Below are 22643 nucleotides of genomic sequence, written 5' to 3'. Positions count from 1 at the left end.
TATCGTTTTTGCAAATCCGGTTTCAAGAAATTCAGCCCCGATTCAGGGTTTTTGCTGCTTGGCACAGCCCGTGCTCTGTATTTACCACAACAACAAACATTGAAAGGTAAATATGATGAACAGCATGCGCCTGACAAAATCTGCCTTAGTTATTTCGGCACTCTTGTCTTCTTTATACACCGTGAATGCCGCCGCAGAAGATGGCATGAATATCGGTGGTTCCGTTCGTGTTAATTACGGCATGAAGCTGTATAACGACCAGTCAAAAGATAAAGGCGGCGACCTGAATTTTGACGTATTAACGCTTAAATTTGATGGCACACACGGCGACTGGGGCCTGTCCAGCGAATACCGTTTTGCCTCTGGCAAAAACTTCATCAAATGGGGCTACGGTTACTACAACATCGATCCGGAATGGCAACTGCAGTTCGGTATCAACAAAGTTCCATTCGGTAACCCGGGCTTCATCTCCAACAGCTGGTGGTTCGGCCTGCCTTACTACCTGGGCTTCGAGGATGATTTCGATGTGGGCGCCAAGGCCACCTTCGACAACGGCAAGTGGCACACCGACATCGCCTTCTACAAAAACGGCGAGTACAACTCCAAAGACAACAAGGCCTACGCCCCTGACATCTTCTCCGGCACCGTCAACGGCACCGAGTACAACAACGAAGAAACCAACCAGATCAACCTGCGTCAGACCTACACCCTCACCGACGGTGACCTGAAAGTGGTGATGGGCGGCTCCCTGGAGTACGGCCAGATCTACAACAGCAAAACCGAGAAAAACGGTGATCGCAACGCCTTTGCCGTCCACATGGACGCAGGCTACCAGGGCTGGAAGCTGCAACTGCAGGCGATGCAGTACGAGTTCGATGCCGAAAATCCAGATGGCATGGACAACAACAAAATCGGTCTGGGCGGTGCAGGCTGGCAGTATGAAGTGGCTTCCAAAGGTCAGATCTACTCCTTCAACCTGGCGAAAACCATCCCGACCTCCTGGGGCAGCGTCAAGATCTACAACGACTTCGGCCTGATGACTCCAGACGTGGATGACAGCAGCTACGACAACAGCTACCAGAACGTTACCGGTGCCGCATTCTCTGCCGGCCCTATCTACATCATGGCGGACTTCATCATGGGTAAAAACATGACCTTCTCCACCGAGATGGACGATCACGTTGGTCTGCCAGAAGCCGGCGACGGCTGGGATCAGCGCATCAACATCAACTTCGGTTACTACTTCTAACCGAACCTCAACACCCTGTTTTATTTCCTGACCCTTTTGCCACCGCCTGAGCGGTGGCTTTTTTATGGGGCATAAAAAAACGCGGCTAAAGCCGCGTTTTTGTCTCTGCGGGGAGGAATTACATCAGCCCCAGCTTCTTCATTCTGCTGCGCAGGGTATTGGGATGAATCTCCAGCTTCTCCGCCGCGCCGCCACTGCCGTGAATCTTACCACCGGTGATTCTCAGGGCATGCTCAATGTATTTGGCGGTCATGGTATCCAGCGACACCAGATGATCGCTGGCACGACTGGGATCGATCACCACGGTCTCACCACCACCACTGCGGCCCGGTTCCGGCTCACCGCCGGTGTTGAGAAAATCAAACACCAACGGCGCCCCGCGGGACTGAATCATCGCCCGTTCCACCGCATTCACCAGTTCACGGACGTTGCCTGGCCAGGCGTAGTTCTGCAGCTTAGCAAGCTGCTCCGGGGCGATGGAGGGCAAACGCTCCAGCTTGAAGCGGCTCAGAAACTGCTCCAGCAAATGGTGTACCAGTAACGGCACATCTTCGCGACGATGGCGCAGCGGCGGTATGGCGATGGGAAACACATTCAGCCGGTACCAGAGATCCTCACGGAATGATCCGGCCTTGACCATCTGCTGCAGATCCCTGTGGGTCGCCGCCACAATGCGGATGTCCAGCTCCACCGGCTCGATGCCACCAACCCGGACGATGGTGCGACTCTGCAGTACCCGCAACAAACGTACCTGGGCCGACAACGGCAACTCTCCCAGTTCGTCCAGGAAGATGGTGCCGCCATTGGCTTGCTCGAAATAACCCTGCTTACGTTTCTCGGCGCCGGTAAAGGCCCCCTTTTCATAGCCAAACAGCTCGGAATCGATCAGCGAGTCGGGAATGGCACCGCAGTTCACCTTGACGAACGGTTTGTTGGCCCGGGAGGAGCGGGTATGGATGGCGTTGGCGATCACCTCTTTACCACAACCGGTCTCACCATTAATCAGCACCGTGCTGTCCAGGGGCGCAATGGCTTCCACCTGCTCCATCACCTGACGCAGGCCGCTGTTGGCGCCGATGACGTCTTCACGGCTGTCGATGGAACGACGTAAGCTGCGGTTTTCCGCCTCCAATTGCGCTTTCTCCGCCAGCAGGTTTCGCCCCTGAAGGTTAAACGCCGTCACCATGCTGAAGGGCTGATGCAGGGATTGCAGCAGATCCGCATGGCGGGCGCGGAAGCTCTGCTCCTGATTGGCGTACAGCCCCACCACCCCAAGGTGAAAATCATCGCACTTCATTCTTAATAGCATCAGTGATTTGGCACCGGGAATCAGCTGCGACAGCACATGATGGCTGACCCCATCCATAGAGATGTGGTTCAGAATGCGGATGGGCGGGCGCTCCCGATCGTTCAGAGAGTCACACATCTCGGGCGTCAGTGCGATGCGGCGGTCCAGCAGTTGCCCCCCCTGACGATCGGCGTGCGCCACCATCTGAATCTCCTGACTCTCCTGCATAAACAGGTTGATGTAGATGCCATCAATGGGAATATGCTGAACCAGGTAGTCAAAACAGTGCTTCAGGGACTTATCCAGCTGCAGGCTGCCGGACAGGTGCTGGGTCACCTCATAGAAAAACTTCAGCTCGGTGGACATGACACAGGGGCCTCAATTACGAATTGTCGTCATTTTAAAAGCTGAAGCGAGGTAATACCGAGGATTGCGTCATGTATTTGATGCTAAAAAAGCGATATTAAAAAAGGACTGAAAACCACGGGCAACCAAAGACGAATTAACTAAAATGTTAAATGAGACCCAGTCGACATATTTCATCGATTTATCAATTCTGAACTCATCCCAATTACTTATATTGATAATAAAAGATCCAGCTCACAGTTATTGACGGAGCGCTTTTAGGCTCATGAAACCCCCTGTTTTATGAGCAAGCTCACAGCCTGATAATTGCCTCTGACGCAGCCATTACCTCACCCTGCGTTTACTGCCACACTCTGGCGAGCACCACCGCCACTGCCATAGTTAGATTTCGTAGTGTCCCACGAAATGCGGTAAATCGATTCACGGCATTTCGTAACTGCCCGTGACCGATCATAGTTCCGCCCCCAAAACCGGCTTTTGGCATGGCTGGCACACAAGCTGCAATTGTCTGTCATCGATGAATGGGAATCCCTGTTTGTCTTACACAGACTAACAATACAAAAGCTGGAGAAAGCATAGTGAAAGCTGTAACAAGTAAAGTTGCTGTTGCACTGGCCCTGAGCCTGACCGCAGGTTCGGCATTGGCCAAAGACACCATCACTCTGAACGGTTTTGACATGACCATCGACCAAGCCTGGGCCATTGCGGCCGGCGATGCCGATGTGGATATTGCCAAGAAAGCAGAAACCCGTCTGGACAAGGCGTACGACACCCTGATGACCGCAGCGCGTCTGGGCAAGCCGGTCTACGGTCTGACCGTGGGTGTGGGCCTGAACAAGGACCACAAACTGTTTGATGCCAGCGGTGAAATGACCAAGGAAGCCCTGAAGGCATCCAAAGAGTTCCAGATCAACGCCCTGCGTGCCCACAGCGCCGGCGTCGGTGAACCTATGCCTGCCGAAATGGTTCGTCTGGGTATGGCGGTTCGTCTGAACACCCTGCTGCACGGTCAGACCGGTGTACAACCTCAGGTTGCGGATCTGTACGAAGCCTACCTGAACAACGACATCGTGCCGGTCATCCCGTCCAAGGGTACTGTGGGCGAAGCCGACATCCTGCTGGCCTCCCACGTGGGTCTGGCGATGCTGGGTGAGTGGGAAGTGTTCTACAAGGGTGAGCGCATGAGCTCCTCCAAGGCGATGAAAAAAGCCGGCATCAAGCCACTGAACCCCATCGGTAAGGACGCGCTGTCCATCCTGTCCAACAACGCCTTTGCCACCGCCTACGCCATGCAGGGACTGAAAGACGCCGAGCAGGTTCTGGAAGTGGCCCCGACTCTGTTCGGCCTGTCTCTGGAAGGCCTGAACGGCAACGTGGCCCCATTCCTGCCACAAACCAACGGGGTGCGTCCGTTCCCTTACGTTCAGGCGACCTCTGACACCATTCTCAACAAGCTGGATGGCTCCTACCTGTGGGATCTGAACGACACCCGTCCGCTACAGGATCCGCTGTCTTTCCGCACCTCCGGCTACACCTTCGCCATGGCTGAAAAAGCGGCGGACGAGCTGGAAGCGATGCTGAAGATTCAGATCAACGCCTCCGACGACAACCCGGCGGTCGTGCTCAACCCAGGTAAGAAATACGTCAACAAGCCTCAGGTGGCCAAGTACCTGATCGACGGCAAGGGTGGCGTATTCCCGACCACCAACTTCAACCCGCTGCCGGTCGCCATGGCGGTGCAACAGCTGAGCGTGGCCATGACCCAGGTGTCTCACAACTCTGTGATGCGCTCAACCCGTCTGTCGGATGACCACTTCACTCACCTGCCGCGCTTCCTGACTGCGCCGGGCAACGTGGGGCACGCCTTCGGTGCCATCCAGAAAGCCTACGTCGATCTGCACGTGCGCAACAAGCAACTGGCTCAGCCAGTCAGCTTCGAGGGTGTGGCCATCGCCGGTAACATCGAAGACACCTTCACCAACCTGAAGCTGGCGTCCGACAACCTGATTCAGATCTCCGACAACCTCAGCACCATCTTCGGTCTGGAACTGTTCCACTCCGCCCAGGCCATCGACCTGCGCAAACTGGACAACCCTAAGCTGAAGCTGGGTAAAGAGACCGGCAAGATGTACAAGGAATACCGCAAACTGGTTAAGTTCGTGGACAAAGACCGTCCTTACACTCCGGACTTCAAGGCCTCTACTGAATTTGTAAAAGCCTACTAAGCCACTCTGCCTCTCCCAAAAGCCGGCCTCAGCGCCGGCTTTTTACGGCATGTCGTAAAACCCCCACCCAGATCGCACCAGCCACCCCCGTGGAAAACAGATGTTCGCTCCCACCCGCCATCGCCGCGATCCCGACCAGAGCGTCCGACACCAGCTATCGTAACCCCTACTAAATACCGTAACCCCATTCCCCGAAATCTCGTGCTCATGTGGGGCCGATCATAAATCCCCCCCTTTTTCCCTGAAAAACCTTAACTGGCACGACCTTCGCACTGACTCAGGCATATCAATGCCAAGGTGCACTGGAGATTAAGATGACCAACAACAACAACCTGGTGGCGTCCCGTCGGGCGCTACTGAAAAAAGGCGCCGCCCTCGCGGCCGGCATGGGCACCCTGATGGTGACCGGCCAGGCGCAGGCCAAAGCAAACTGCACACCCGCCCCCCAGAAGTTCGACGAGGTGTTTGACATCATCGTGGTCGGCTCCGGCTTTGCCGGCATGTCGGCGGCGGTACAGGCTGCCGAAGAGGGAGCGAAAGTACTGGTCATCGATAAGATGCCGGTGTTTGGCGGCAACTCCACCATCAACGGTGGCGCCATGGCCGTAGCCGGCTCGGAGCTGCAGGCCAAAGAGGGCGTTAACGACAGCATCGAACTGATGGTCAGCGACATGCTGAAATCCGGCCGCGGCATGAACGACGTCAACATGCTGAAGCTGGTGTGCAACGGCACTTCGGAGTCCGCCAAGTGGCTGGAAAGCTACGGTACCGTCTGGAAGCCTTTCGTTCAGCACTTCGGCGGCCACTCGGTGCCCCGCGTCCTGCAGACCCGCGAAAGCTCCGGGGCGGGCATCATCCGTCCGCTGATCAAGGCGGCGGAGAAGATCGGCGTCACCATGTACAAGCAAACCAAGTTGGAATCCTTCATCCAGGATGACGACCAGCGCGTCATTGGCGTCAACGTTAAAAGCCAGTACTTCTTCCCGAAAGAGCGGACCGGATCGCAGCGTACCCTTGGGGCCCGTAAAGGGGTGATCATGGCCACCGGCGGCTTCGGTCGCGACATCGACTTCCGCCAGATGCAGCAGCCTAAGCTGACCTCGGAACTGGACTCCACCAACCACCCGGGCGCCACCGCCGGCGCCCTGAAGCAGATGATGCTGATCGGTGCCAACCCCATCCACCTGGATCAGATTCAGCTGGGCCCCTGGTCCTCCCCCGATGAGAAAGGGTTTGGTACCGCCTCCCAGTTCAATACCGCCGCCACCTACCAGAACGGCATCGTTGTCGATGCCCGTACCGGTGAGCGCTTCTTCAATGAGTTGGCGGATCGTAAGGCCCGGGCCGACGCCATCATGACCCGTCGCGATGAACAGGGCAAACCGGTGTACCCCATCGGCCTGACCAACGCCAAAGGCGCCGCCAAGGCACAGACGCTGGCCTGGGGCATGAAGTACGACGTCATCAAGAAGGCCGACACCCTGGAGCAGCTGGCAAAAGAGTACGGCATACCGGCGGACAAGCTGAAGGCCCAGGTGGCACAGTGGAACCAGTTTGTGCGGGACGGAGAAGACAAACAGTTCGGACGGCCGCTGATGCAGGCCTTCGAGCTGACAGAGGGGCCGTGGTATGCGGTGCGGATGTGGCCGAAAGTGCACTACTGCATGGGCGGTGTTCGGGTGAACACCCAATCTGAGGTGCTGCACCTGGTCTCCGACAAGCCCATCGCCGGCCTGTACGCGGCAGGGGAAGCCACCGGGGGTATCCACGGTGCCTCCCGTCTGGGCGCCTGTGCGGTTGCCGAAGGTGTGGTAACCGGTCGCAACGCTGCCCGCAGCGCGGCGGCGGCATCCGCCATTTCCCTTAAACAGGCTTAAGCCCAACGCCCTTTTGAAATCAGGAGACAGCATGTCTACTCGCAACGCACTTATTGCCGCCTTCATCGCCGCCAGCGTGGGCCTGTCCGTTCCGGCTCTGGCCGCCAAGATGCCGCTGAAGTCGTATCACAAAGAGATTTTCACCGACGAACAGGGCAACGTGGAATGCTCTACCTGCCACGGTGACAGCAAGCCATATACCATCCCGTCTGAGGACAACTGCCTGACCTGCCACGGCAGCAAACAGGAGTTGGCCCAGCAGACCGTCCGTTCGGGTCACGGTGCCGAGTTTGAGCCGAACCCTCACGACAGCCTGCATTACGGCCAGGATCTGAGCTGCGTCTACTGTCATGCTCAGCATAAGAAGACCGAGGTTTACTGCAACAACTGCCATGAGTTCAAATACCCGGACTTGAAGCGCAAGTAACCCCCCAAGCTCCCCCGCTGGCCGCCAACGGGGGCGCCTTTGAAGGTGTCCCTAGCCCGCCTCTCATCATCGGCTGGGCCTGGGGCCCGTTTGCCAGAGCCTCTCTCTGGTGCGCTTTATTTATCTCACCCAAGGATCCCGGCTTTGCTAGGAAGCCGGTCCTTTTTCCTCTCTGTATCGCCCCCCTCCAGTACGGTGTCAGGAGATCGACAATCCCCTTGGCAAAATACCGTGATCACAGCCGCAGGCACTGATAGAATCGCGTTCTGTCCCAAATTAAGTAGTAACTGTCGTATGAGCTTAGAACTGTTAGATAAATTGGAGTCTCGCGTACAAAATGCGCTGGAGACCATCGAACTTCAACAGATGGAGTTGGAAGAGGAGCGGACACGCGCCCAGGAGCTGGAACTGCATAACCAGCAACTGGAGCAACGCACCCAGGAGCTGGAGCAGCAACTGGCTGTCTGGAACAGCAAAGCGGAAGGGCTATTGAACAAATTGTCTCAGGCCGATGCGGAAGCTGAGCCGCCTACACCTGGCCTAAGCGAACTGGCATAAAACTGACCGGCCTGAGGAATCAGGCCAGTATCAGGTCGCTGCTGCGGCGTCTGGCTGCAGCAGGTCATTGAGTTCGTTAATCACCTCACGAACCTTGGGCAACGAACGAACGGGCATGATGAAACGCCCGGCTTTAAACTCCAGTCGACCTACGTGCTTAACCAGCACCACCCCGTCCCTAAAGACTCTGGCGTGTTTTGCGATCATCCTTGGCGCGTAAATTGGGAAAATTCTCACCGACAAAATTCCTTGTTTTATTCTGGCTGATGCACACTATCAGACCGCGGCAATTGTATTTAGTTTTGCTCGCAATACAACCTACTGATATTAGATTATCCCAAAGCTTTCCGTAGTGAATTTTTGACACCCCGGCATTTGGCATCATGTTGCAAACTTGTTACTGTGATTGAGCAGTGTTCCTAACCGCGAGTCATGACGGTTAGTTCCGCCGCCTCGAGGGGTATGGGGCTGAGAGGCGGTAGGAGTCACGCTCGCTTTTGATCGGTGTTGCACCGATCTTTTTTTTGTTAACATTAATTGCATTCAATATACAAAACATCGTGTAACAAAAAGGGGAGCCCGATGGCTCCCCTTAACGGCGTGAAGCGGAACTCAGTCCTGCTTCTTAGCCAGATAGTTGATCAACTCAGACAGTTGCTCGGTGCTCTCCAGGGCGCCCATCTCCACCTGATACTTGCCATTGACGATGATCGCCGGCACACCGCGGATACCACTGCTGACCTGCTCTTTCTTCCAGCTCTTGACCTTGGAGTTCACCATAAAGCTGTTGATCGCTTTATCGTACTTCTCTCCGTCAACCCCCTGATCCACGAACAGCTGCTTCACATCGCTGCCGGTACTGAATTTGACGCCGTTGTCATGGATGGCGGCAAACAGCGGCTTTTTCACCTGTTCGCCCACCTTCATGGTCTGCATCACCGCCAGCGCCTTGGTCATCTCTATGCCCATGGGGCCGCCGATGAAGTCGACGTGCTTCTGCTCAAGCTTGATGCCACTATCCAGGCTCTTTTTCAGGTTGGGCAGATGCACCTTTTCAAAGGTGTAGCAATGGGGGCAGTAGAAGGAGAAAAACTCGGTCACCCGGGGCTGGCCCTGAACCGGCGCCTGACTGACGACTTTATAGTGCGTGCCTTCCTCAAATTGGGCCGCCAGTGCCAACGGCGCCAACATCAGGGTAAACGCAATCGCGAATAATTTTTTCATAGTGGCTTCTCTAAACAATTCTCAAAAACTGCGGCTCACTGTGCCACAACAAACTCAAAAACTTAACCCCGGGGACAGCGACAACGCCGGCTCCTGCAGGGCAGACAGTTGCTCTTTCATCGCCAACACCTGATCTTCCCAGAAGCGATCGCTGCCGAACCAGGGGAAGTTACGTGGAAACGCGGGATCCTGCCAACGCAGGGTCAGCCAGGAGAGGTAATGCACCATCCTCAATGCCCGCAGCGGCTCCACCAGCTGTAATTCAGAGTGGTCGAAATCACAAAAAGTTTCATACCCTTCCAGCAAAATGTCCAGCTGCATCTGCTGATGGCTGCGCTCTCCCGCCAGCATCATCCACAAATCCTGAACCGCCGGGCCGGTACGGGCATCATCGAGATCGACAAAACCTGGCCCATCCGGGGTCCACAAGATGTTACCCGGATGCATGTCGCCATGCAGGCGCTGAGTGTGCGCTCGCTGCCACGGTGCCTGTGCCACGCGCTCGAGCACTTGATCCAGTACGGTAAAGAACGCCGTCTCGATGTGCGACGGCAGCTGCGCCTGTTGTTGCAGGACCTGGCGTGGCTGATAGCCATGGGTTTCGATGGTCAGCGGCGCCCGGTGGGCAAACTGCCCCGCCTGCGCCACCTTGTGCATGCGTCCCAGAAATACACCGACCTGTTCCAGCTGTTCGAGGTTATCCACCTCAAATTCACGGCCGCCGATGCTGTCCCACAGGGCAAAGCGGTACCCCTGATGCTCAAACAAACTGGTGCCGTCGATCAATTTCGGCGCCGCCACCGGCACCTCCGCCGCAGCCAGCTCGTGGGCAAAAGCGTGCTCCTCCAGGATCGCCGCTTCGGTCCAGCGCTGAGGCCGGTAAAACTTGACCACATAACGACGGCCGTCGTCGGCACGAAACTGGTAAACCCGGTTCTCGTAGCTGTTCAGCGGCAGCAGGCCGGTTTCCGGATACAAGCCGACGGACTCCACGGCGTCCAGGATGCAATCGGGACTCAGGGAGTGAAAATCAAATTGAGCGAGGGTCATAATGAGGTCCAAAGTTGTGCCAGATACTCGGTCACCTCCTGATCGCCGGCGCGTTCGGCCTGCAACCACAGAGTGTCACACAGCGCTTCATACTGCAGCGCCAGTCGACAGCCTTCAAACTCCAGCAACCACAGGTGACGATCCGCGCCCCAGCTGTGCTCCAGCAGGCGGCAGTCGAGCCGCGCCAGCATCAGCGGCACCAGTTGCGCCAACGTGTCATCATCCGTCGCCAGGGTCCAGAGCAACTGGCCGGTCTCGGCCTGCCACTGAGGCGCACTCAGCTGGAGCAGGAGAGGGTGATCGATTGTGCCCATGAGGGGGGGGCCTCTGTATAGTGAGGGTGATCCGGGTGCTCATCATAGGGATGTCGCAGGGCCTGATGCAACTGATTCAGTGGTGCAGCATCGCCGTTTTCGGCGGCTTCGATGGCCTGCTGAGCCAGATGGGTACGCAGAATCACATTGGGATTGGCCCGGGCTCGCTGCTGCTGCCAGGGCTGCAGCTCCGTCAGCGTCAGCCGGTCACGATAACGCGACAGCCAGGACCACCACTGGGCATCGTCTCCCAGCCACTGTGCCAGCGCATTGTCATCAATGCCGGGGTCCATTCGGCACAGGCTGCGTAAGCAGCGGTGAAAATCCACCTGCTGACGTCGCATCATCTCCACCAGATCCGCCACCAGATCCAGCCTGGACTGAACCTCCCCGTCGGAGGCGACCCCCAGTCGCGCCTCCATTCGCCACAGGTAACGGGCCACCAGTTGTTGTTGATAGTGCGCCAGCGCCGCCGCCATCACCTCGGCGTCCAGATGGTCGCTGAGTGCCAGCGCCAGCCGCTGCAGATTCCACCAACCAATGGCGGGCTGCTGATCGAAGGCGTAGCGGCCATGATGGTCGGAATGGTTGCACACTAAACCAGGATCGCAGCGATCCATAAAGGCAAACGGACCATAATCAAAGGTCTCGCCCAGAATCGACATGTTGTCACTGTTGAGTACCCCGTGGGCAAAGCCCATCGCCTGCCAGTCAGCAATGGTTTCGGCAGTGCGGGACACCACCTCAAAAAACCACGCCTGCACCGGTTTCTTCCCGGTCAGGCAGTCGGGGAAATACCGTTCCAGGGTGTAATCAATCAGAGCCGCGAGCACCTTCGGCTGATCGCTGTGTTTAAAGTACTCAAAATGACCAAAGCGCAGATGGCTGCGACTGACCCGCACCGTAATGGCGCCCCGCTCCTGCTGCTCCCGCCATACCGGGGTATCCGATCCCAGCACCGCCAGTGCCCGGGTAGTGGCCAGCCCCAGATGATGCAACGCCTCACTGGCCAGAAACTCACGCACGGCACTGCGAATCACCGCCCGGCCGTCCCCCCCCCGGGAGTAGGGAGTGGGGCCACTGCCTTTGAGAAACAGTTCATAGCCCTGCACCTCCCCCAGGTGGCACCCGCGGCCGTCCCCCAATCTTGGGGTATAGCCACCAAACTGGTGGCCTGAGTAGACCTGTGCCATGGGTGGCAAGGTAAACGGCCCCTCGCCGTTGCACTGCTTCAGCAAGGCCTCGGTGGCGCGGGCCGGCAAGCCCAGGGTCCGGGCCATATCCTCGCTCCAACCCAGCCACACCGGATCGCGCAACGGCGAAGGCTCAACCGGACGGGCCAACCCGGCCACCGCCTGATTGATTCCCGCAGACAAATTCAGCACAATCTTTCTCCTTGATTCAATGCCCATTTACACCTTCGCCAGCCTTTCTCCAGGAGATCCTTATGACATCCATTCTGATGGTGGCCCACGACAGCCCCTACGGCAGTGAAAAGCTCTACAACGCCCTGCGCATCGCCTTGGCGATGCAGGAACATGCGGATCAGCCGGTCAATCAACGGTTGTTCCTGATGTCCGATGCGGTGGTCGCCGCCCTGGCTGGCCAGCAAACACCGGATCTCAGCTACCACATCGGCCAGATGATCGAGCTGCTGCTGGCCCAGGGAGTACCGGTCAACCTGTGTAAAACCTGCGCCGAGGCACGGGGGCTGACCGAGGACAAGATCATCGATGGTGTTCAGATCGGCACCCTGATCGAGCTAAGCCACTGGACCCTGCACAGCGACAAGGTGCTGCACCTTTGATCCGGTTCGCAAATGCGGCAGCCCTGTATAGATAGATTCTCAATACCCGTTAAGATACCACTATACCTGAGCCATTAACTGGGTTATTTATGAAAAGCCGCATTTTGCACGGCCGCCTGGCCAACGAATATCGCACCATGGGCCACATGGCCCAGATCTACTGCCGGGCCAACTGCCACGGCCAGCGCAAATCACAGGGCCTGTGCGACCAATGCCAGACCCTGCTGGATTACGCCGAAAAAAAGCTCGACCGCTGCCCCTATGGCGACAGCAAACCCACCTGCGGAAAATGCCCCATCCACTGCTATAAGCCGGAACCCAGGCAACAAACCCGCATCATGATGCGCTATGCCGGCCCGCGAATGCTGCTGCGACACCCGTGGGAAGCCCTGCAGCACCTGCGGGACAATCGCCGTCCGGTGCCCGCCAAGCCGCCGATGCGCGCCAACCGACGCCGGCGTAACAGCGCAGCCAAATCGGCAGGCACCCATGAATAAAATTCATATATTTCAGTAGCTTTTACCAAGGTGCGCGAACAACACTCAAGCGGATGAAATCTAAAGAAAAATCACTGAAATAATTCACAGAAATCCTTGCATCTATCTATTTTTTATAGCTTTTTTGATTTTATTTGGTACCATTCGCTGCGCTGTCAGGCCGGTCGACAGACAGGATGCCTGCGACCTGTAAAAACTCTGGCGGCTCCGCCCACGGCTTATGATCTCATCAAGGATGAATACGATGAATTCGCGCCTCTCTGCGGCAGCGCCGCCGTTGCTGTTAACCGTCTCCTCGGTGGCGGCTCCCTGTCAGCAGCGATTGAGGCCGTTTCCGGACGCCTCTCCGGATAGCCTCCGTAGCCAGGTCAGGCCCCTGAACTTTCGCACCAATGCCATCCCGGTCATCGTCGATCACTCCAGTGATCCTGAGTTGGTGACCGGTCACTGATCGATTCTTGGTGGGTCGGTTTCCCTCGACCGGCCTGCCACCTTTTCTTTTGCGGTTATACCAGACGCCAAAAAACACAAATCCCGTTATTAGCTCTACTCTGAGTTGTGAGAATTGGTTAAGCTCAATGCCAATAATCACAACAAGGACATAACCCCATGAAGACAGCTTGGCTCCCCGCAGCAATTGCGGCTGCCCTCGCAGCGCACCCGGCTCTGGCCGAGCGCACCCACGACATCACTCCCAATGACTATTTCTCCATTCAGGGCATGAGCCAGGTCCAGTTGAGTGCCGATGGCAAGCAAGCCGTCTGGGTACAGAGTTATTGGGATGAAGCCGCCGATAAAAGCCTGAACGACTTGTGGCGGGTCAAGCTGGGCCAGCAAAAACCGGAGCGCCTGACCTTCAGCCCTGACAAGGAGTCTCAACCACGCATCGACAGCCAGGGCAAATACCTGTACTTCCTGCGGGCGGAAAAACGCGGCGAAGGCAAACAGCCGCCCTACAATGGCAAGAGCCAGATCTTCCGCATGCCGCTGAGCGGCGGTGAGGCGGTGCCACTGACCCGGGAAGAGAAAGGGGTTAAGCACTTCGAACTGGGTCAGGACAGCCTGTGGTTCAGTACCAGCCGCAGCCACACCGAACAGGATGCGTTCACCGCCCAGCGCAGCGCCAACAAGGGCCCCAACTACGGCCATGGCAACGTCGACGTTAACCCCATCTACAGCCTCAATCTGCAGAATTTCCGCACCAAACTGCTTTTGGATGACGATAAGGTGGTATGGGACTTCGATGTCAGCCCGGATGGCAAACGTCTGGCGCGGGTCACCACCACAGATAACGAGCTGATCTTCCTGGAAGGCTGGTCCCACGTCGAGGTGTACGACATCGACGCCGAGACCAATACGGTGTTGGAAGACAGCGCCTGGCGCGAACAGGCGCCCTCGCCTTACGGCTGGTTGATGCACCCCAAATGGAGTCCGGATGGCGACAAGCTGTCCTGGCGCATCGATTACGACGGCCACCCCGGCCAACTGTTTGTGGCCGCCATCGGTGATGACAACCAGGTGCAGTGGCAACTGAATCTCGACCGTCCCGGCAAAGCCACCCTCAACGGCTCCGACAGCATCTGGCGCCCCAACAGCGACGAGTTGTGTTACCGCGGCGCTGAGCAGGGCTCGGTCAAGATCTTCTGTACCGACATCGATGACGGCGAACAGGGCCACACCCGCACCCTGACCGACGGCGACTACGTGGTCGGCAGCTACGCCTTCGATGGCCACGGCAAGACCATGGTCATGAGCCACAACAGCCTGGAGCACTTCTACGACCTGTACCAGGGCAAAGTGGGCAAGACGCCACACCGCATCACCAACATCAACCCGCAAACCGACAACTGGAAACTACCTCAGATCAGCCGCTTCCAGTGGACGGCCCCGGATGGCAGCCAGGTCGAAGGGATGCTGGAACTGCCTCCTGGCTATAAGAAATCCGACGGCCCGCTGCCACTGGTGGTGCAGATTCACGGAGGCCCGACTGCCGCGACACCGTACGCCCTGCAGCACCGCTCCTATGGCCGCGCCAGCTTCGCCGCCAAAGGCTGGGCCTTGCTGTCCCCCAACTACCGAGGCTCCACCGGCTACGGCGATAAGTTCCTGGTGGAACTGGTCGGCCATGAGCACGACATCGAAGTGAACGACATCGAAGCGGGCGTCGATGCCCTGATCAAGGAGGGGATTGCCGATGCCGACAAGCTGGCAGTGATGGGATGGAGCAACGGTGGCTACCTCACCAACGCCCTGATCAGCACCACCACCCGCTACAAGGCGGCCAGCTCCGGTGCCGGTGTGTTTGATCAGCGTCTGCAGTGGCTACTGGAAGACACTCCGGGTCACGTCCTCAACTACATGGAGGGCCTGCCATGGGAGAAACCGGAAGCCTACACTCACGGCTCCAGCCTGACCCACGCCGGCAGCATCACCACCCCGACCCTGATCCACATGGGTGAGAATGATCCCCGGGTTCCGGCTCCGCACGCCAAGGGGCTGTACCGCACCCTGCGCCACTACCTGAACGTGCCCACCGAGCTGGTGATCTACCCCGGTGAAGGCCACGGCCTGGGCAAAATGTCTCATCGCAAGACCAAGATGAGCTGGGATCTGGCCTGGTTTGAGCATTACGTTCTGGGCAAAGACCTGAAATAATACCGTTCATGCTGGTTGAAAGGGGTGTCGTCAGGCACCCCTTTTTTTGTAGCTTAAAGGCTCCATTGGCACATCAAAAAGGACCTTTAGCCCATGTGCACCCATCTGACTCTGGCCCCCCAGGGCACCATCAGTAACGACAACCCCCGTCTGTCCGGCCGCTGCCACGACTTTCCCTTTGTGATCCCCACCACCCTGCAACTGGTTCCCAAACAGGCCGACCTGTTTGCCGACGGGCCCCGAGCATCCACGGGACAGCGCTACGGCTTTGCCTCGGTGCGGGCCTCCGACAACCTGAATGACTACCCGGTCACCCCGGCGATGAAGCTGGCACTCGAGGGCAAATTTAAGACCCTGGCCCAGAACACCTTTTACGACGGCCTCAATGAGGCCGGCCTGAGTGGCTCGGCCCTGTATATGGTGGGCTCACGCTATGAAGCGGTCAGCGACACCCGGGCCGGAGTGCCCTACAACCAGCTGGTGGGCTTTGTCCTGCGGCATTACGCCAGCGTGGATGAGATTGAGCGCGACTTCGGCCCTGACGGCCCCCTGGCGGTGGTCAATCCCCTGCCCGGCGTACTGGAACAGATTCTGCCGCTGCACATGGCGTTTACCGACCAAGCGGGCAATGCGCTGATCATCGAATGCCTCAACGGCGAGACCCAGTTGTACCGCAACCACCACGGCGTCATGACCAATCAACCCTCCTACCCCTGGCAGCTGAACAACCTCAACCATTACACCCACCTGTCCTGCACCAATGTGGTGAAGTTTGACCCTCAGGGGCAGGCCTACCAGGCCAACGGCAGCGGCCTGCAGGGGTTACCCGCCGATGCCACACCGGAGTCCCGCTTTGTGCGCGCCTTCAAGATGCGTCAGGCCGGGGCCAGCATCAATCCGGACGAACCCGCACACCTGAATTACCAGCTGCGCATCATGCAGATGTTCAAGGTGTTGCAGACCATGTGGGTACCGATGGGGTCGGTGCTGGAAAACACCAGCTTGGGGCGGGACGCGGCGCCGGTGGACAAACTGCTGCTGAACCCGCCGCAAAACCTGAATGACTTCAGCCAGTTCTGCACCATCCGAGATCATCAGAACTGCTACTTCTATTTCAGTACCTACAGCAACCCCGGGCTCAACCGCCTGGATCTGCCCCATAGGTTCGCCGGAATCAGTGACATCGAGACCCTCGAGCTGTTCCCCACCGAGCCTTGGTACACCGAGGTGTAGTGCCCCGGCGTCAGGCCTCGGGGATCTAGTGGCGGGCCACGTTCAGGATCTCTGACGGGGTCTTTCCCAAGGTGTCGCGGACGACAATGGCAAATTGCTGATTGTACCTTGCCAGCCACTGCTGCAAGGTGTCGAGGCGGTCGAGCCGCCGGTGATGGGAGCAAACGGTATGGTGGGCACGGCCTTAGAGTGAACACCTGCGAGCTGATTCCTGGCCAGTTGGACTGGAAGATCGCCATGGTTCAGAACTGCATGATCTCGGTGCCATTAAAAGAACGGGGCTTAGAAAAGCACCGCTGAACCTTCACTCGATAATAATGCCCTGACTGGTGCCGGAGATAAATTGCCTATGGTGCAGAAGCCAGGGCAGGCTCGATCCGGCAGCAAAGCCCGAAGCGACGCGCGAGTAAAAACGGCGCTCAAGCTGAGCGCCGTGAATACTCATTGCCGTTTAACCCCGGTTAACGGTTTTTGTGACAAGTCATGCAGGAGTAGGGGTCCGGGAAGGTTTTGCTGGTATGCCAATCACTGTTGCCCCGGGTCAGCTGCTTGCGCGGATCCTGCTCACCATAGGTGGTGCCATTGTGGGCGTAACCGTCCAGCAAATCTTGGGTGTAGGGGTCCTTGGACTTGACCACATCGGCACAGGAGCCCATCTCGCCGTTGAGTTCGTTGCCCTTCTGGGTGACCCCGAGACATTGGATCTCGTCGAAGCGGTACTGCTTCGACGCTTCACCGTGGTTCAGCATCAGCTTGTCCTTGGAGTGGCAGAAGTGGCAGCGCACTATTGCGCCGTGTCCTTGGGGAGCGCCGTTGCCACCGTGGCAGGAGGCGCAGAAGTGCGGTTGAGTATTATCGGGTAACACCGGTGAATCCCCGCCCTCAAGGTGGGTGTTATCCAGGCCGTGGCACAGGCCACAGTCGGCGACCCCCCAGCCAAAGTGGCTGTTCTTCAGGGGCACCACCGCTTCGTCGATGTCATAGATGGGGAACTTGCCGTCGTAAGCGATGTTGTGCTCGGTCATCTCATATTTGGAGCCATAATCCGGCCCCACCCAGTACAACTGAATAAACTCCTTGGGGTTCATCATCACCGAAACATCGGCGGTACGGTGCAAATTGATGCCGCCATAGCCTGAGTACCAGTGGTCGATGCACTCCTGGGCGGTGGTCTCATTCAACTGCCCCTGCTCATCACGCAGAAAATGGCAGATGGTGGGATTGTCGTAGGGGGCGCTGCCATTGACCAGCTCCTGGGCCTTAGGCCAGGCGGGGCCGTTGAAGAAATCCAAGGCTGACTGGGATTCGCCGGCAACCCAACCCCAACCGCTCATCCCTTCACTGCCGTTACGCACACCGTCTGCCCGGGTGATGATGTAGGCATCGATGGTAGCGCCAGTAGACAGGGTGGGCCAGAAGCCAAAGCGGATGTCGACCCCATACTCGTGATAGGCGGTCATCATGGCATCCATTACGGTGATCACTCCGGGCTGATAGACATCGGGGCGCAGGTTGTAGGCCTTGACCTCGAAGTTACTGGCAGGCAGTTGTGGCCCCTTGCGACCATCCAAATAAGCCAGCACCAGGCTGGGCAGAATCACCTTACCGCCATTGGCCTTGAGGCGATCGGCCTCGGCTTTTTGCATCTGCTTGACCCGCTCCCGCATCGCCGGAGACACGGGTTGGAAACGGATGTTCATCTCCGGCTGCACCCAGTACTCGTCCAGACGCTCATACAACGTATCGAGGTAGGGGTTGGCAATCTTGAGGTTATCCCCCTGATCATAAGTGCTGGCGGCGTACCAGTTCTCACTGTCCAGATAGTCGCCGGCATCGGGGTTATCGAATTTTCCATCGCCGTCGGCATCGAAGGATACGGTAAAATCATAGCTGTTGAGCTCATCGTTCCACTCCCCCAGGGTGACTTCCAGATCGTCACGGAGGGTGGAGACATAGAGCATCACATCCAGAATAGAGTACTGGCCGGGAACGAAGATATCGTCGCGGACGGCGCTGCTGCGCCATGCCTTGATGGCATCGGAATGGACCTCCATGTAGTACTTACTGTCATCACGGGTTCGAACGTTGTAGTACTTGTTCTTATTGCGGTCGTTCTCGTCCTTGGGCTTGCCATAGCTGCCGGTCTGGCTGCCGGTGGTGGGCAGATCGTAGTCGGCCGGCATCTCTTTGGCGCACATCTCAGGATGCTCGTCGGTGCAGGGATACCAGCGACCCAGATAGATACGAACGATACCATCGAACTGACGGCTGGGTTCGACATGCACATCCAGGTTGTCATATAGGGGCGCCGGAGCAGGCGATTCCGGCACCGGAGTGGGCGCAGCGCTGTCCGAATCGGAGCCGCAACCGGCCAACCCCATGGCAGACAGGGCTGCCAAGGCAATCAATTTTTTCATCATCATTACTCGGTTTTAGTTAGAGAGTACTCAGGCAAGCCAGCCGTGCTGCATGGCCAGGAAGACCAAAGCCGATTTATTGGTGGCCCCCAAGTTTTTTTTCGCCAGATCGAGGTGGTAGTCCACCCCTCGATTCGACAAAAACAGGGCGTTGGCGATTTCGGTGGTGGTAAACCCCAATGCCGTCAACTTAACAATGGTCATGGTGCGGCGGGTGGGTTCCTCCTGCTGCCTGAGTGGCTGCAGAAAGGGCAGCACCTTTTCATGAAAGTAGTGCTTAACGTCGTCGACTTTAGGCCGGTAGACCCGATCGAAGAGCAAGATCAGATAGCCCAGATTCAGCTGGGCACTGTAGACCTTCTGCCCCTGAATCTGGCTATCCGTCGCCAGGCCAAAATGAAAGGCGACACTTTTCTCTGAGGCCAGCACGGCGCAAGCACTTTGCCGCAGCGCCGGGCGGGAGACGCAGATGTTGCTGCATTCAAACTCAGCGTCGAACTTAAGGTCCCAGCTGCGCATTTCGCAGGAGGCGTGCTGTGACAGGTCGTGACATTTTGACTGATAAAAGATCCAACCCGTTGGCTGCATAAATCGGCTCCTCCTCGTTAAACAATGCAGCAACAGTCTATCGGCCACCAAAGCGCCAATATGCCAAGGGGGTTGGATTCGGTTCGACTCCGGCTTTTGGCGCCACCCGTTATGATCGCCATCACAAATACCAAGCCCAAAAGGTGGAGCCTTTACCGCGGCAAGCACTCACGAGTGACGGCGGTCACATCAAGCAAGGCCGAGCGAGGCCAAAGTGGAACACCCGTCCAGGAGCCTGGTCACATTTTTGCCCGGGACAAAGCGTCGGTTGCGGCTGCAACTGACCTCGACCCACAGCGATGCCACCGATTTCAGTCCACAGCCGGAACCGTGTACCGACGGCCCATTCCCGACTTCAGGCCGCCGAGCAGGACGGTGAACATTCACACTGTTGTTGATATGCTTACCCCCGTCCTTGGCCTGCGCCCAGACACCGTCTAAGGTAGTGGCAACAGCAAGCAGGAGGAGGTGGGATGGGACAGCATCGGCAGCAGGTATTGGAAGCCGCGCGGGCACTGGTCATCGAAAAGGGGTTGTTTGAATTTTCCATGCGGGATCTGGCCAAGGCTGCCGGCCTGTCGGTGGGTAGCCTGTACCGGGAGGTTCGCAATAAGGACGATCTGCTGCTGTTGGCCGCAGCGGAGAACATTCGTCGTCACGGATTGGGGCTGAATCAGTCCAAAGCACTGGGACTGAACAGTGCCGAGCAGGTGATGTTCCAGATTGGTTTTGCCCCTTACTGCATCGACTTTGTCAGCTTTGACCTCAACAACGACGATATGGGCACCGGCTTTCTGCTGGATAACTGCGGACTGGTGGGCCAGGCCTCCGCAGAGATCGTGGCCGAGCTCAAGGACCATTTCCAGCTGTATCGGCTCCAGGTGGATGGACTGATCGACAGCCTGATCGAACAACAGGCGTTGGCAAACGACAAAGCCCGCGCCATGGAGGTGGTCGCCGACCTGTCGATTGTCTGTCGGGGTACGCGGGTATTACGCGTAATGCGCACCAACATCATGTTTCGCCCTAACCTGGTGGCCACGGAAAAACTGTGTCAACTTGGCGAGTTGGTGCTCGGCCAGTTGGACTGGCACATCGACGGCCCCCTATTGAACCCGAAAAAGCTGGAGCTGGCCTGGAAGACCGCCATGGATCAGAACTTCAACATGCCAATCGCCACCAAAAAACCGCAACCCGATCCGCCCGGCTAAGGCACTCGCTGCCTTACGCTCAGCTGAGCAGCAGCTTGACCGCGATGCTCCACATCAACGCCCACACCAGCAGGTCGATGGCCCGCCACACCTTGGGAGTGGACAACACCGGCGCCAGCCGGGCGGCGCCAAGACTGAGCCCGAGGAACCACAGCAGCGACGCGGTCACGGTGCCGGCATAGAACGACCAGCGGGCATCGCCAAACTGGGCGCCGATGGAGCCCAACAGCACCAACGCGTCCAGATACACATGGGGGTTCAGCAGGGTCACCGCCAGGGTGGTGATCAGCACCTTACGACGACTGGCAATGGCCTCAACGGCCTGCATGCCGCCCTGACCGGCAATGGCCCGGCGCAGTGAGCAAAAGCCAAACCACAGCAGGAACACCGCACCGCCGTACTGCGCCACCGCCAGCAGCTCCGGCGTGTCGGTAATCAGGGCGCCAACCCCGGCCACCCCCAGCCCAATAAGAATCACATCCAGCAGGGTGCACACCAGCGCCACCATCAGGTGGTATTGCCGCTTCAACGCCTGGCTCAGGACAAACGCCCCCTGGGCACCGATGGCCATGATCAATCCGGCACCGACCCCTAATCCATTAATGTACGCTGAAACCATCCCCGACTACCTCTACCTGAACCCAGTGGGCTTGTGACTTGATGGCAGCCATTGTAGGCTGGGGCAACAATTAACAAAAATTAATAATGCTAATGAAATATTAGCGGAGCTTATTTACATTATGTTCGATTACAAGCTGCTGGAAGCCCTGTCCGCCGTTGCCCGCCTGGGCAGTTTCGATCACGCGGCCCGGGAGCTGGGGCTGACCCAATCGGCGATATCACAGCGGGTCAAACTGCTGGAGCAGCGACTGGGACGACCGCTGCTGGTACGGGCCCATCCCATCCGCCCAACCCAGGCGGGGCTGGCGCTGATGCGGCACCAGCAACAGGTGGCGATGATGGAATCGACCCTGTCGACGACCCTGGTCGATGAACAGGAGAGCGCTTACAGCACCATCCGCCTGGCGGTGAATGCCGACAGCCTCGCCACCTGGCTACCAACGGCACTGGCACACCTGTTTGAGCACCACGGCGTGCTGTCGGAGCTGACGGTGGAGGATGAGGTGGTCACCCTTGAGCGGCTAAGACGAGGCGAGGTGGCCGGCTGCATCTCGGCCCACGCCCGAGCGGTGCAGGGATGCCGATCGACCCTGCTGGGCGCCCTGGGCTACCAACTGGTGGCCACCCCCCGATTTATTGACCGCCACTTTACCAACGGCATCTGCTCCCAAACCCTGATGCAGGCTCCCACCCTGCTGTTTGGTCGCGATGACGAGCTGCTGACCCGGTTTTTGAGCCGGCACTTCGGCGACGCCAACGGCCGGCCTCCCCATCACCAGCTGCCCTCGTCACAGGGATTTCTCGACGCGGTGCTGCAACACATGGGCTATGCGCTGTTACCACAACCCCAGGTTCAGGAAGCGCTGGCCCAGGGGCAGCTTCAGGCCCTGAGCGATCACCGCATCCAGGTCCCCCTGTATTGGCACAGCTGGCGCCTGCAAAGCCCTGTGATGGAAACCGTCGGCCACACCCTGATTCAGCATGGTAAGTCGGCGTTGATTAAGCCCAATTCCTAGCCGGAGTAAGCCAACAGGCA

Annotated in this window: 21 protein-coding genes; 12 read left to right on the top strand and 9 right to left on the bottom strand. The window is 57.9% G+C overall.

Annotation, left to right across the window (positions count from 1 at the left end):
- Positions 1–112: 112 nt before the first annotated feature.
- Entirely contained in the window at positions 113–1249 is a 1137-nt protein-coding gene (locus BLT77_RS00955; protein ID WP_090360482.1) for a hypothetical protein, read from the top strand.
- A gap of 118 nt (positions 1250–1367) precedes the next feature.
- On the opposite strand, the gene BLT77_RS00950 is transcribed toward BLT77_RS00955, so the two are convergent.
- A complete protein-coding gene (locus tag BLT77_RS00950; RefSeq protein WP_090360477.1) occupies positions 1368–2903 on the bottom strand; it encodes a sigma-54 interaction domain-containing protein in 1536 nt (511 codons plus the stop codon).
- A gap of 521 nt (positions 2904–3424) precedes the next feature.
- Between BLT77_RS00950 and BLT77_RS00945 the strand changes: the two genes are divergently transcribed.
- From BLT77_RS00945 to BLT77_RS00930, 4 genes are all read left to right on the top strand, one after another.
- On the top strand, positions 3425–5128 hold the full coding sequence (locus BLT77_RS00945) for an HAL/PAL/TAL family ammonia-lyase (RefSeq protein ID WP_090360474.1): 1704 nt from the start codon (positions 3425–3427) through the stop codon (positions 5126–5128).
- A 314-nt stretch (positions 5129–5442) separates the two neighbouring features.
- Entirely contained in the window at positions 5443–7005 is a 1563-nt protein-coding gene (locus BLT77_RS00940) for a flavocytochrome c (RefSeq protein WP_090360471.1), read from the top strand.
- Positions 7006–7036: 31 nt separating this feature from the next.
- The gene (locus tag BLT77_RS00935) at positions 7037–7432 is read left to right on the top strand and encodes a cytochrome c3 family protein (protein ID WP_090360467.1); all 396 of its coding nucleotides are present in this window, start codon (positions 7037–7039) and stop codon (positions 7430–7432) included.
- A 294-nt stretch (positions 7433–7726) separates the two neighbouring features.
- On the top strand, positions 7727–7990 hold the full coding sequence (locus tag BLT77_RS00930; RefSeq protein ID WP_090360463.1) for a cell division protein ZapB: 264 nt from the start codon (positions 7727–7729) through the stop codon (positions 7988–7990).
- 30 nt (positions 7991–8020) lie between these two features.
- Here the strand turns inward: BLT77_RS00930 and BLT77_RS00925 are convergent, their stop codons facing one another.
- The 5 genes from BLT77_RS00925 to BLT77_RS00905 all read right to left on the bottom strand — a co-directional run bounded on the left by BLT77_RS00925 (position 8021) and on the right by BLT77_RS00905 (position 11960).
- Positions 8021–8227, bottom strand: a complete 207-nt coding sequence (locus BLT77_RS00925; RefSeq protein ID WP_028111349.1) for a DUF1107 family protein — start codon at positions 8225–8227, stop codon at positions 8021–8023.
- A 375-nt stretch (positions 8228–8602) separates the two neighbouring features.
- Entirely contained in the window at positions 8603–9214 is a 612-nt protein-coding gene (locus tag BLT77_RS00920; RefSeq protein WP_090360459.1) for a thiol:disulfide interchange protein DsbA/DsbL, read from the bottom strand.
- Between the two features lie 54 nt (positions 9215–9268).
- The gene (locus tag BLT77_RS00915) at positions 9269–10264 is read right to left on the bottom strand and encodes a serine/threonine protein kinase (protein ID WP_090360455.1); all 996 of its coding nucleotides are present in this window, start codon (positions 10262–10264) and stop codon (positions 9269–9271) included.
- The gene (locus BLT77_RS00910; protein WP_090360451.1) at positions 10261–10578 is read right to left on the bottom strand and encodes a DUF3630 family protein; all 318 of its coding nucleotides are present in this window, start codon (positions 10576–10578) and stop codon (positions 10261–10263) included. The genes BLT77_RS00915 and BLT77_RS00910 overlap by 4 nt, the downstream gene beginning before the upstream one ends.
- Positions 10542–11960: a protein adenylyltransferase SelO gene (locus BLT77_RS00905; RefSeq protein ID WP_425431710.1), complete on the bottom strand. Its 1419-nt coding sequence runs from the start codon at positions 11958–11960 to the stop codon at positions 10542–10544. Before BLT77_RS00905 ends, BLT77_RS00910 begins: the two co-directional genes overlap by 37 nt.
- Before the next feature lie 65 nt (positions 11961–12025).
- Between BLT77_RS00905 and BLT77_RS00900 the strand changes: the two genes are divergently transcribed.
- From BLT77_RS00900 to BLT77_RS00880, 5 genes are all read left to right on the top strand, one after another.
- Complete coding sequence (locus BLT77_RS00900; protein WP_090360442.1) at positions 12026–12385, top strand: DsrE/DsrF/TusD sulfur relay family protein; 360 nt, start codon at positions 12026–12028, stop codon at positions 12383–12385.
- Positions 12386–12474: 89 nt separating this feature from the next.
- Positions 12475–12882 carry a nitrous oxide-stimulated promoter family protein gene (locus BLT77_RS00895; RefSeq protein ID WP_090360437.1) on the top strand — a complete coding sequence of 136 codons (408 nt, stop codon included), beginning with the start codon at positions 12475–12477 and terminating at the stop codon, positions 12880–12882.
- Positions 12883–13126: 244 nt separating this feature from the next.
- A complete protein-coding gene (locus BLT77_RS00890) occupies positions 13127–13333 on the top strand; it encodes a hypothetical protein (protein ID WP_090360434.1) in 207 nt (68 codons plus the stop codon).
- 158 nt (positions 13334–13491) lie between these two features.
- Positions 13492–15537 carry a S9 family peptidase gene (locus BLT77_RS00885; protein WP_090360429.1) on the top strand — a complete coding sequence of 682 codons (2046 nt, stop codon included), beginning with the start codon at positions 13492–13494 and terminating at the stop codon, positions 15535–15537.
- Between the two features lie 93 nt (positions 15538–15630).
- On the top strand, positions 15631–16770 hold the full coding sequence (locus BLT77_RS00880) for a linear amide C-N hydrolase (protein WP_090360425.1): 1140 nt from the start codon (positions 15631–15633) through the stop codon (positions 16768–16770).
- A gap of 461 nt (positions 16771–17231) precedes the next feature.
- Here the strand turns inward: BLT77_RS00880 and BLT77_RS00875 are convergent, their stop codons facing one another.
- Positions 17232–19190, bottom strand: coding sequence for a hypothetical protein (locus BLT77_RS00875; protein ID WP_143026526.1), 1959 nt, complete (start codon positions 19188–19190; stop codon positions 17232–17234).
- 27 nt (positions 19191–19217) lie between these two features.
- A complete protein-coding gene (locus BLT77_RS00870; RefSeq protein ID WP_090360418.1) occupies positions 19218–19775 on the bottom strand; it encodes a LuxR C-terminal-related transcriptional regulator in 558 nt (185 codons plus the stop codon).
- Positions 19776–20248: 473 nt separating this feature from the next.
- Here BLT77_RS00870 and BLT77_RS00865 point away from each other — a divergent pair, with 473 nt between their 5' ends.
- Positions 20249–20986 carry a TetR/AcrR family transcriptional regulator gene (locus BLT77_RS00865; protein ID WP_090360413.1) on the top strand — a complete coding sequence of 246 codons (738 nt, stop codon included), beginning with the start codon at positions 20249–20251 and terminating at the stop codon, positions 20984–20986.
- Between the two features lie 19 nt (positions 20987–21005).
- Here the strand turns inward: BLT77_RS00865 and BLT77_RS00860 are convergent, their stop codons facing one another.
- Complete coding sequence (locus tag BLT77_RS00860) at positions 21006–21605, bottom strand: LysE/ArgO family amino acid transporter (RefSeq protein WP_090360408.1); 600 nt, start codon at positions 21603–21605, stop codon at positions 21006–21008.
- A 121-nt stretch (positions 21606–21726) separates the two neighbouring features.
- Between BLT77_RS00860 and BLT77_RS00855 the strand changes: the two genes are divergently transcribed.
- Positions 21727–22623 (top strand): LysR family transcriptional regulator ArgP, encoded by an 897-nt coding sequence (locus BLT77_RS00855; RefSeq protein WP_090360402.1) that lies wholly within the window; start codon positions 21727–21729, stop codon positions 22621–22623.
- Positions 22624–22643: the final 20 nt, after the last annotated feature.

Source organism: Ferrimonas sediminum, assembly GCF_900100175.1.
Taxonomy (GTDB): Bacteria; Pseudomonadota; Gammaproteobacteria; order Enterobacterales; family Shewanellaceae; genus Ferrimonas; species Ferrimonas sediminum.
Note: the sequence above shows the minus strand (reverse complement) of the source record. Positions and strands in the feature narration are given on the sequence as shown.

Coding starts and splice junctions, on each gene's coding strand:
- BLT77_RS00955 (WP_090360482.1), top strand. CDS start 113: ATGATGAACAGCATGCGCCTGACAAAATCTGCCTTAGTTATTTCGGCA.
- BLT77_RS00950 (WP_090360477.1), bottom strand. CDS start 2,903: ATGTCCACCGAGCTGAAGTTTTTCTATGAGGTGACCCAGCACCTGTCC.
- BLT77_RS00945 (WP_090360474.1), top strand. CDS start 3,425: ATGGGAATCCCTGTTTGTCTTACACAGACTAACAATACAAAAGCTGGA.
- BLT77_RS00940 (WP_090360471.1), top strand. CDS start 5,443: ATGACCAACAACAACAACCTGGTGGCGTCCCGTCGGGCGCTACTGAAA.
- BLT77_RS00935 (WP_090360467.1), top strand. CDS start 7,037: ATGTCTACTCGCAACGCACTTATTGCCGCCTTCATCGCCGCCAGCGTG.
- BLT77_RS00930 (WP_090360463.1), top strand. CDS start 7,727: ATGAGCTTAGAACTGTTAGATAAATTGGAGTCTCGCGTACAAAATGCG.
- BLT77_RS00920 (WP_090360459.1), bottom strand. CDS start 9,214: ATGAAAAAATTATTCGCGATTGCGTTTACCCTGATGTTGGCGCCGTTG.
- BLT77_RS00915 (WP_090360455.1), bottom strand. CDS start 10,264: ATGACCCTCGCTCAATTTGATTTTCACTCCCTGAGTCCCGATTGCATC.
- BLT77_RS00910 (WP_090360451.1), bottom strand. CDS start 10,578: ATGGGCACAATCGATCACCCTCTCCTGCTCCAGCTGAGTGCGCCTCAG.
- BLT77_RS00900 (WP_090360442.1), top strand. CDS start 12,026: ATGACATCCATTCTGATGGTGGCCCACGACAGCCCCTACGGCAGTGAA.
- BLT77_RS00895 (WP_090360437.1), top strand. CDS start 12,475: ATGAAAAGCCGCATTTTGCACGGCCGCCTGGCCAACGAATATCGCACC.
- BLT77_RS00890 (WP_090360434.1), top strand. CDS start 13,127: ATGAATTCGCGCCTCTCTGCGGCAGCGCCGCCGTTGCTGTTAACCGTC.
- BLT77_RS00885 (WP_090360429.1), top strand. CDS start 13,492: ATGAAGACAGCTTGGCTCCCCGCAGCAATTGCGGCTGCCCTCGCAGCG.
- BLT77_RS00880 (WP_090360425.1), top strand. CDS start 15,631: ATGTGCACCCATCTGACTCTGGCCCCCCAGGGCACCATCAGTAACGAC.
- BLT77_RS00875 (WP_143026526.1), bottom strand. CDS start 19,190: ATGATGAAAAAATTGATTGCCTTGGCAGCCCTGTCTGCCATGGGGTTG.
- BLT77_RS00870 (WP_090360418.1), bottom strand. CDS start 19,775: ATGCAGCCAACGGGTTGGATCTTTTATCAGTCAAAATGTCACGACCTG.
- BLT77_RS00865 (WP_090360413.1), top strand. CDS start 20,249: ATGGGACAGCATCGGCAGCAGGTATTGGAAGCCGCGCGGGCACTGGTC.
- BLT77_RS00860 (WP_090360408.1), bottom strand. CDS start 21,605: ATGGTTTCAGCGTACATTAATGGATTAGGGGTCGGTGCCGGATTGATC.
- BLT77_RS00855 (WP_090360402.1), top strand. CDS start 21,727: ATGTTCGATTACAAGCTGCTGGAAGCCCTGTCCGCCGTTGCCCGCCTG.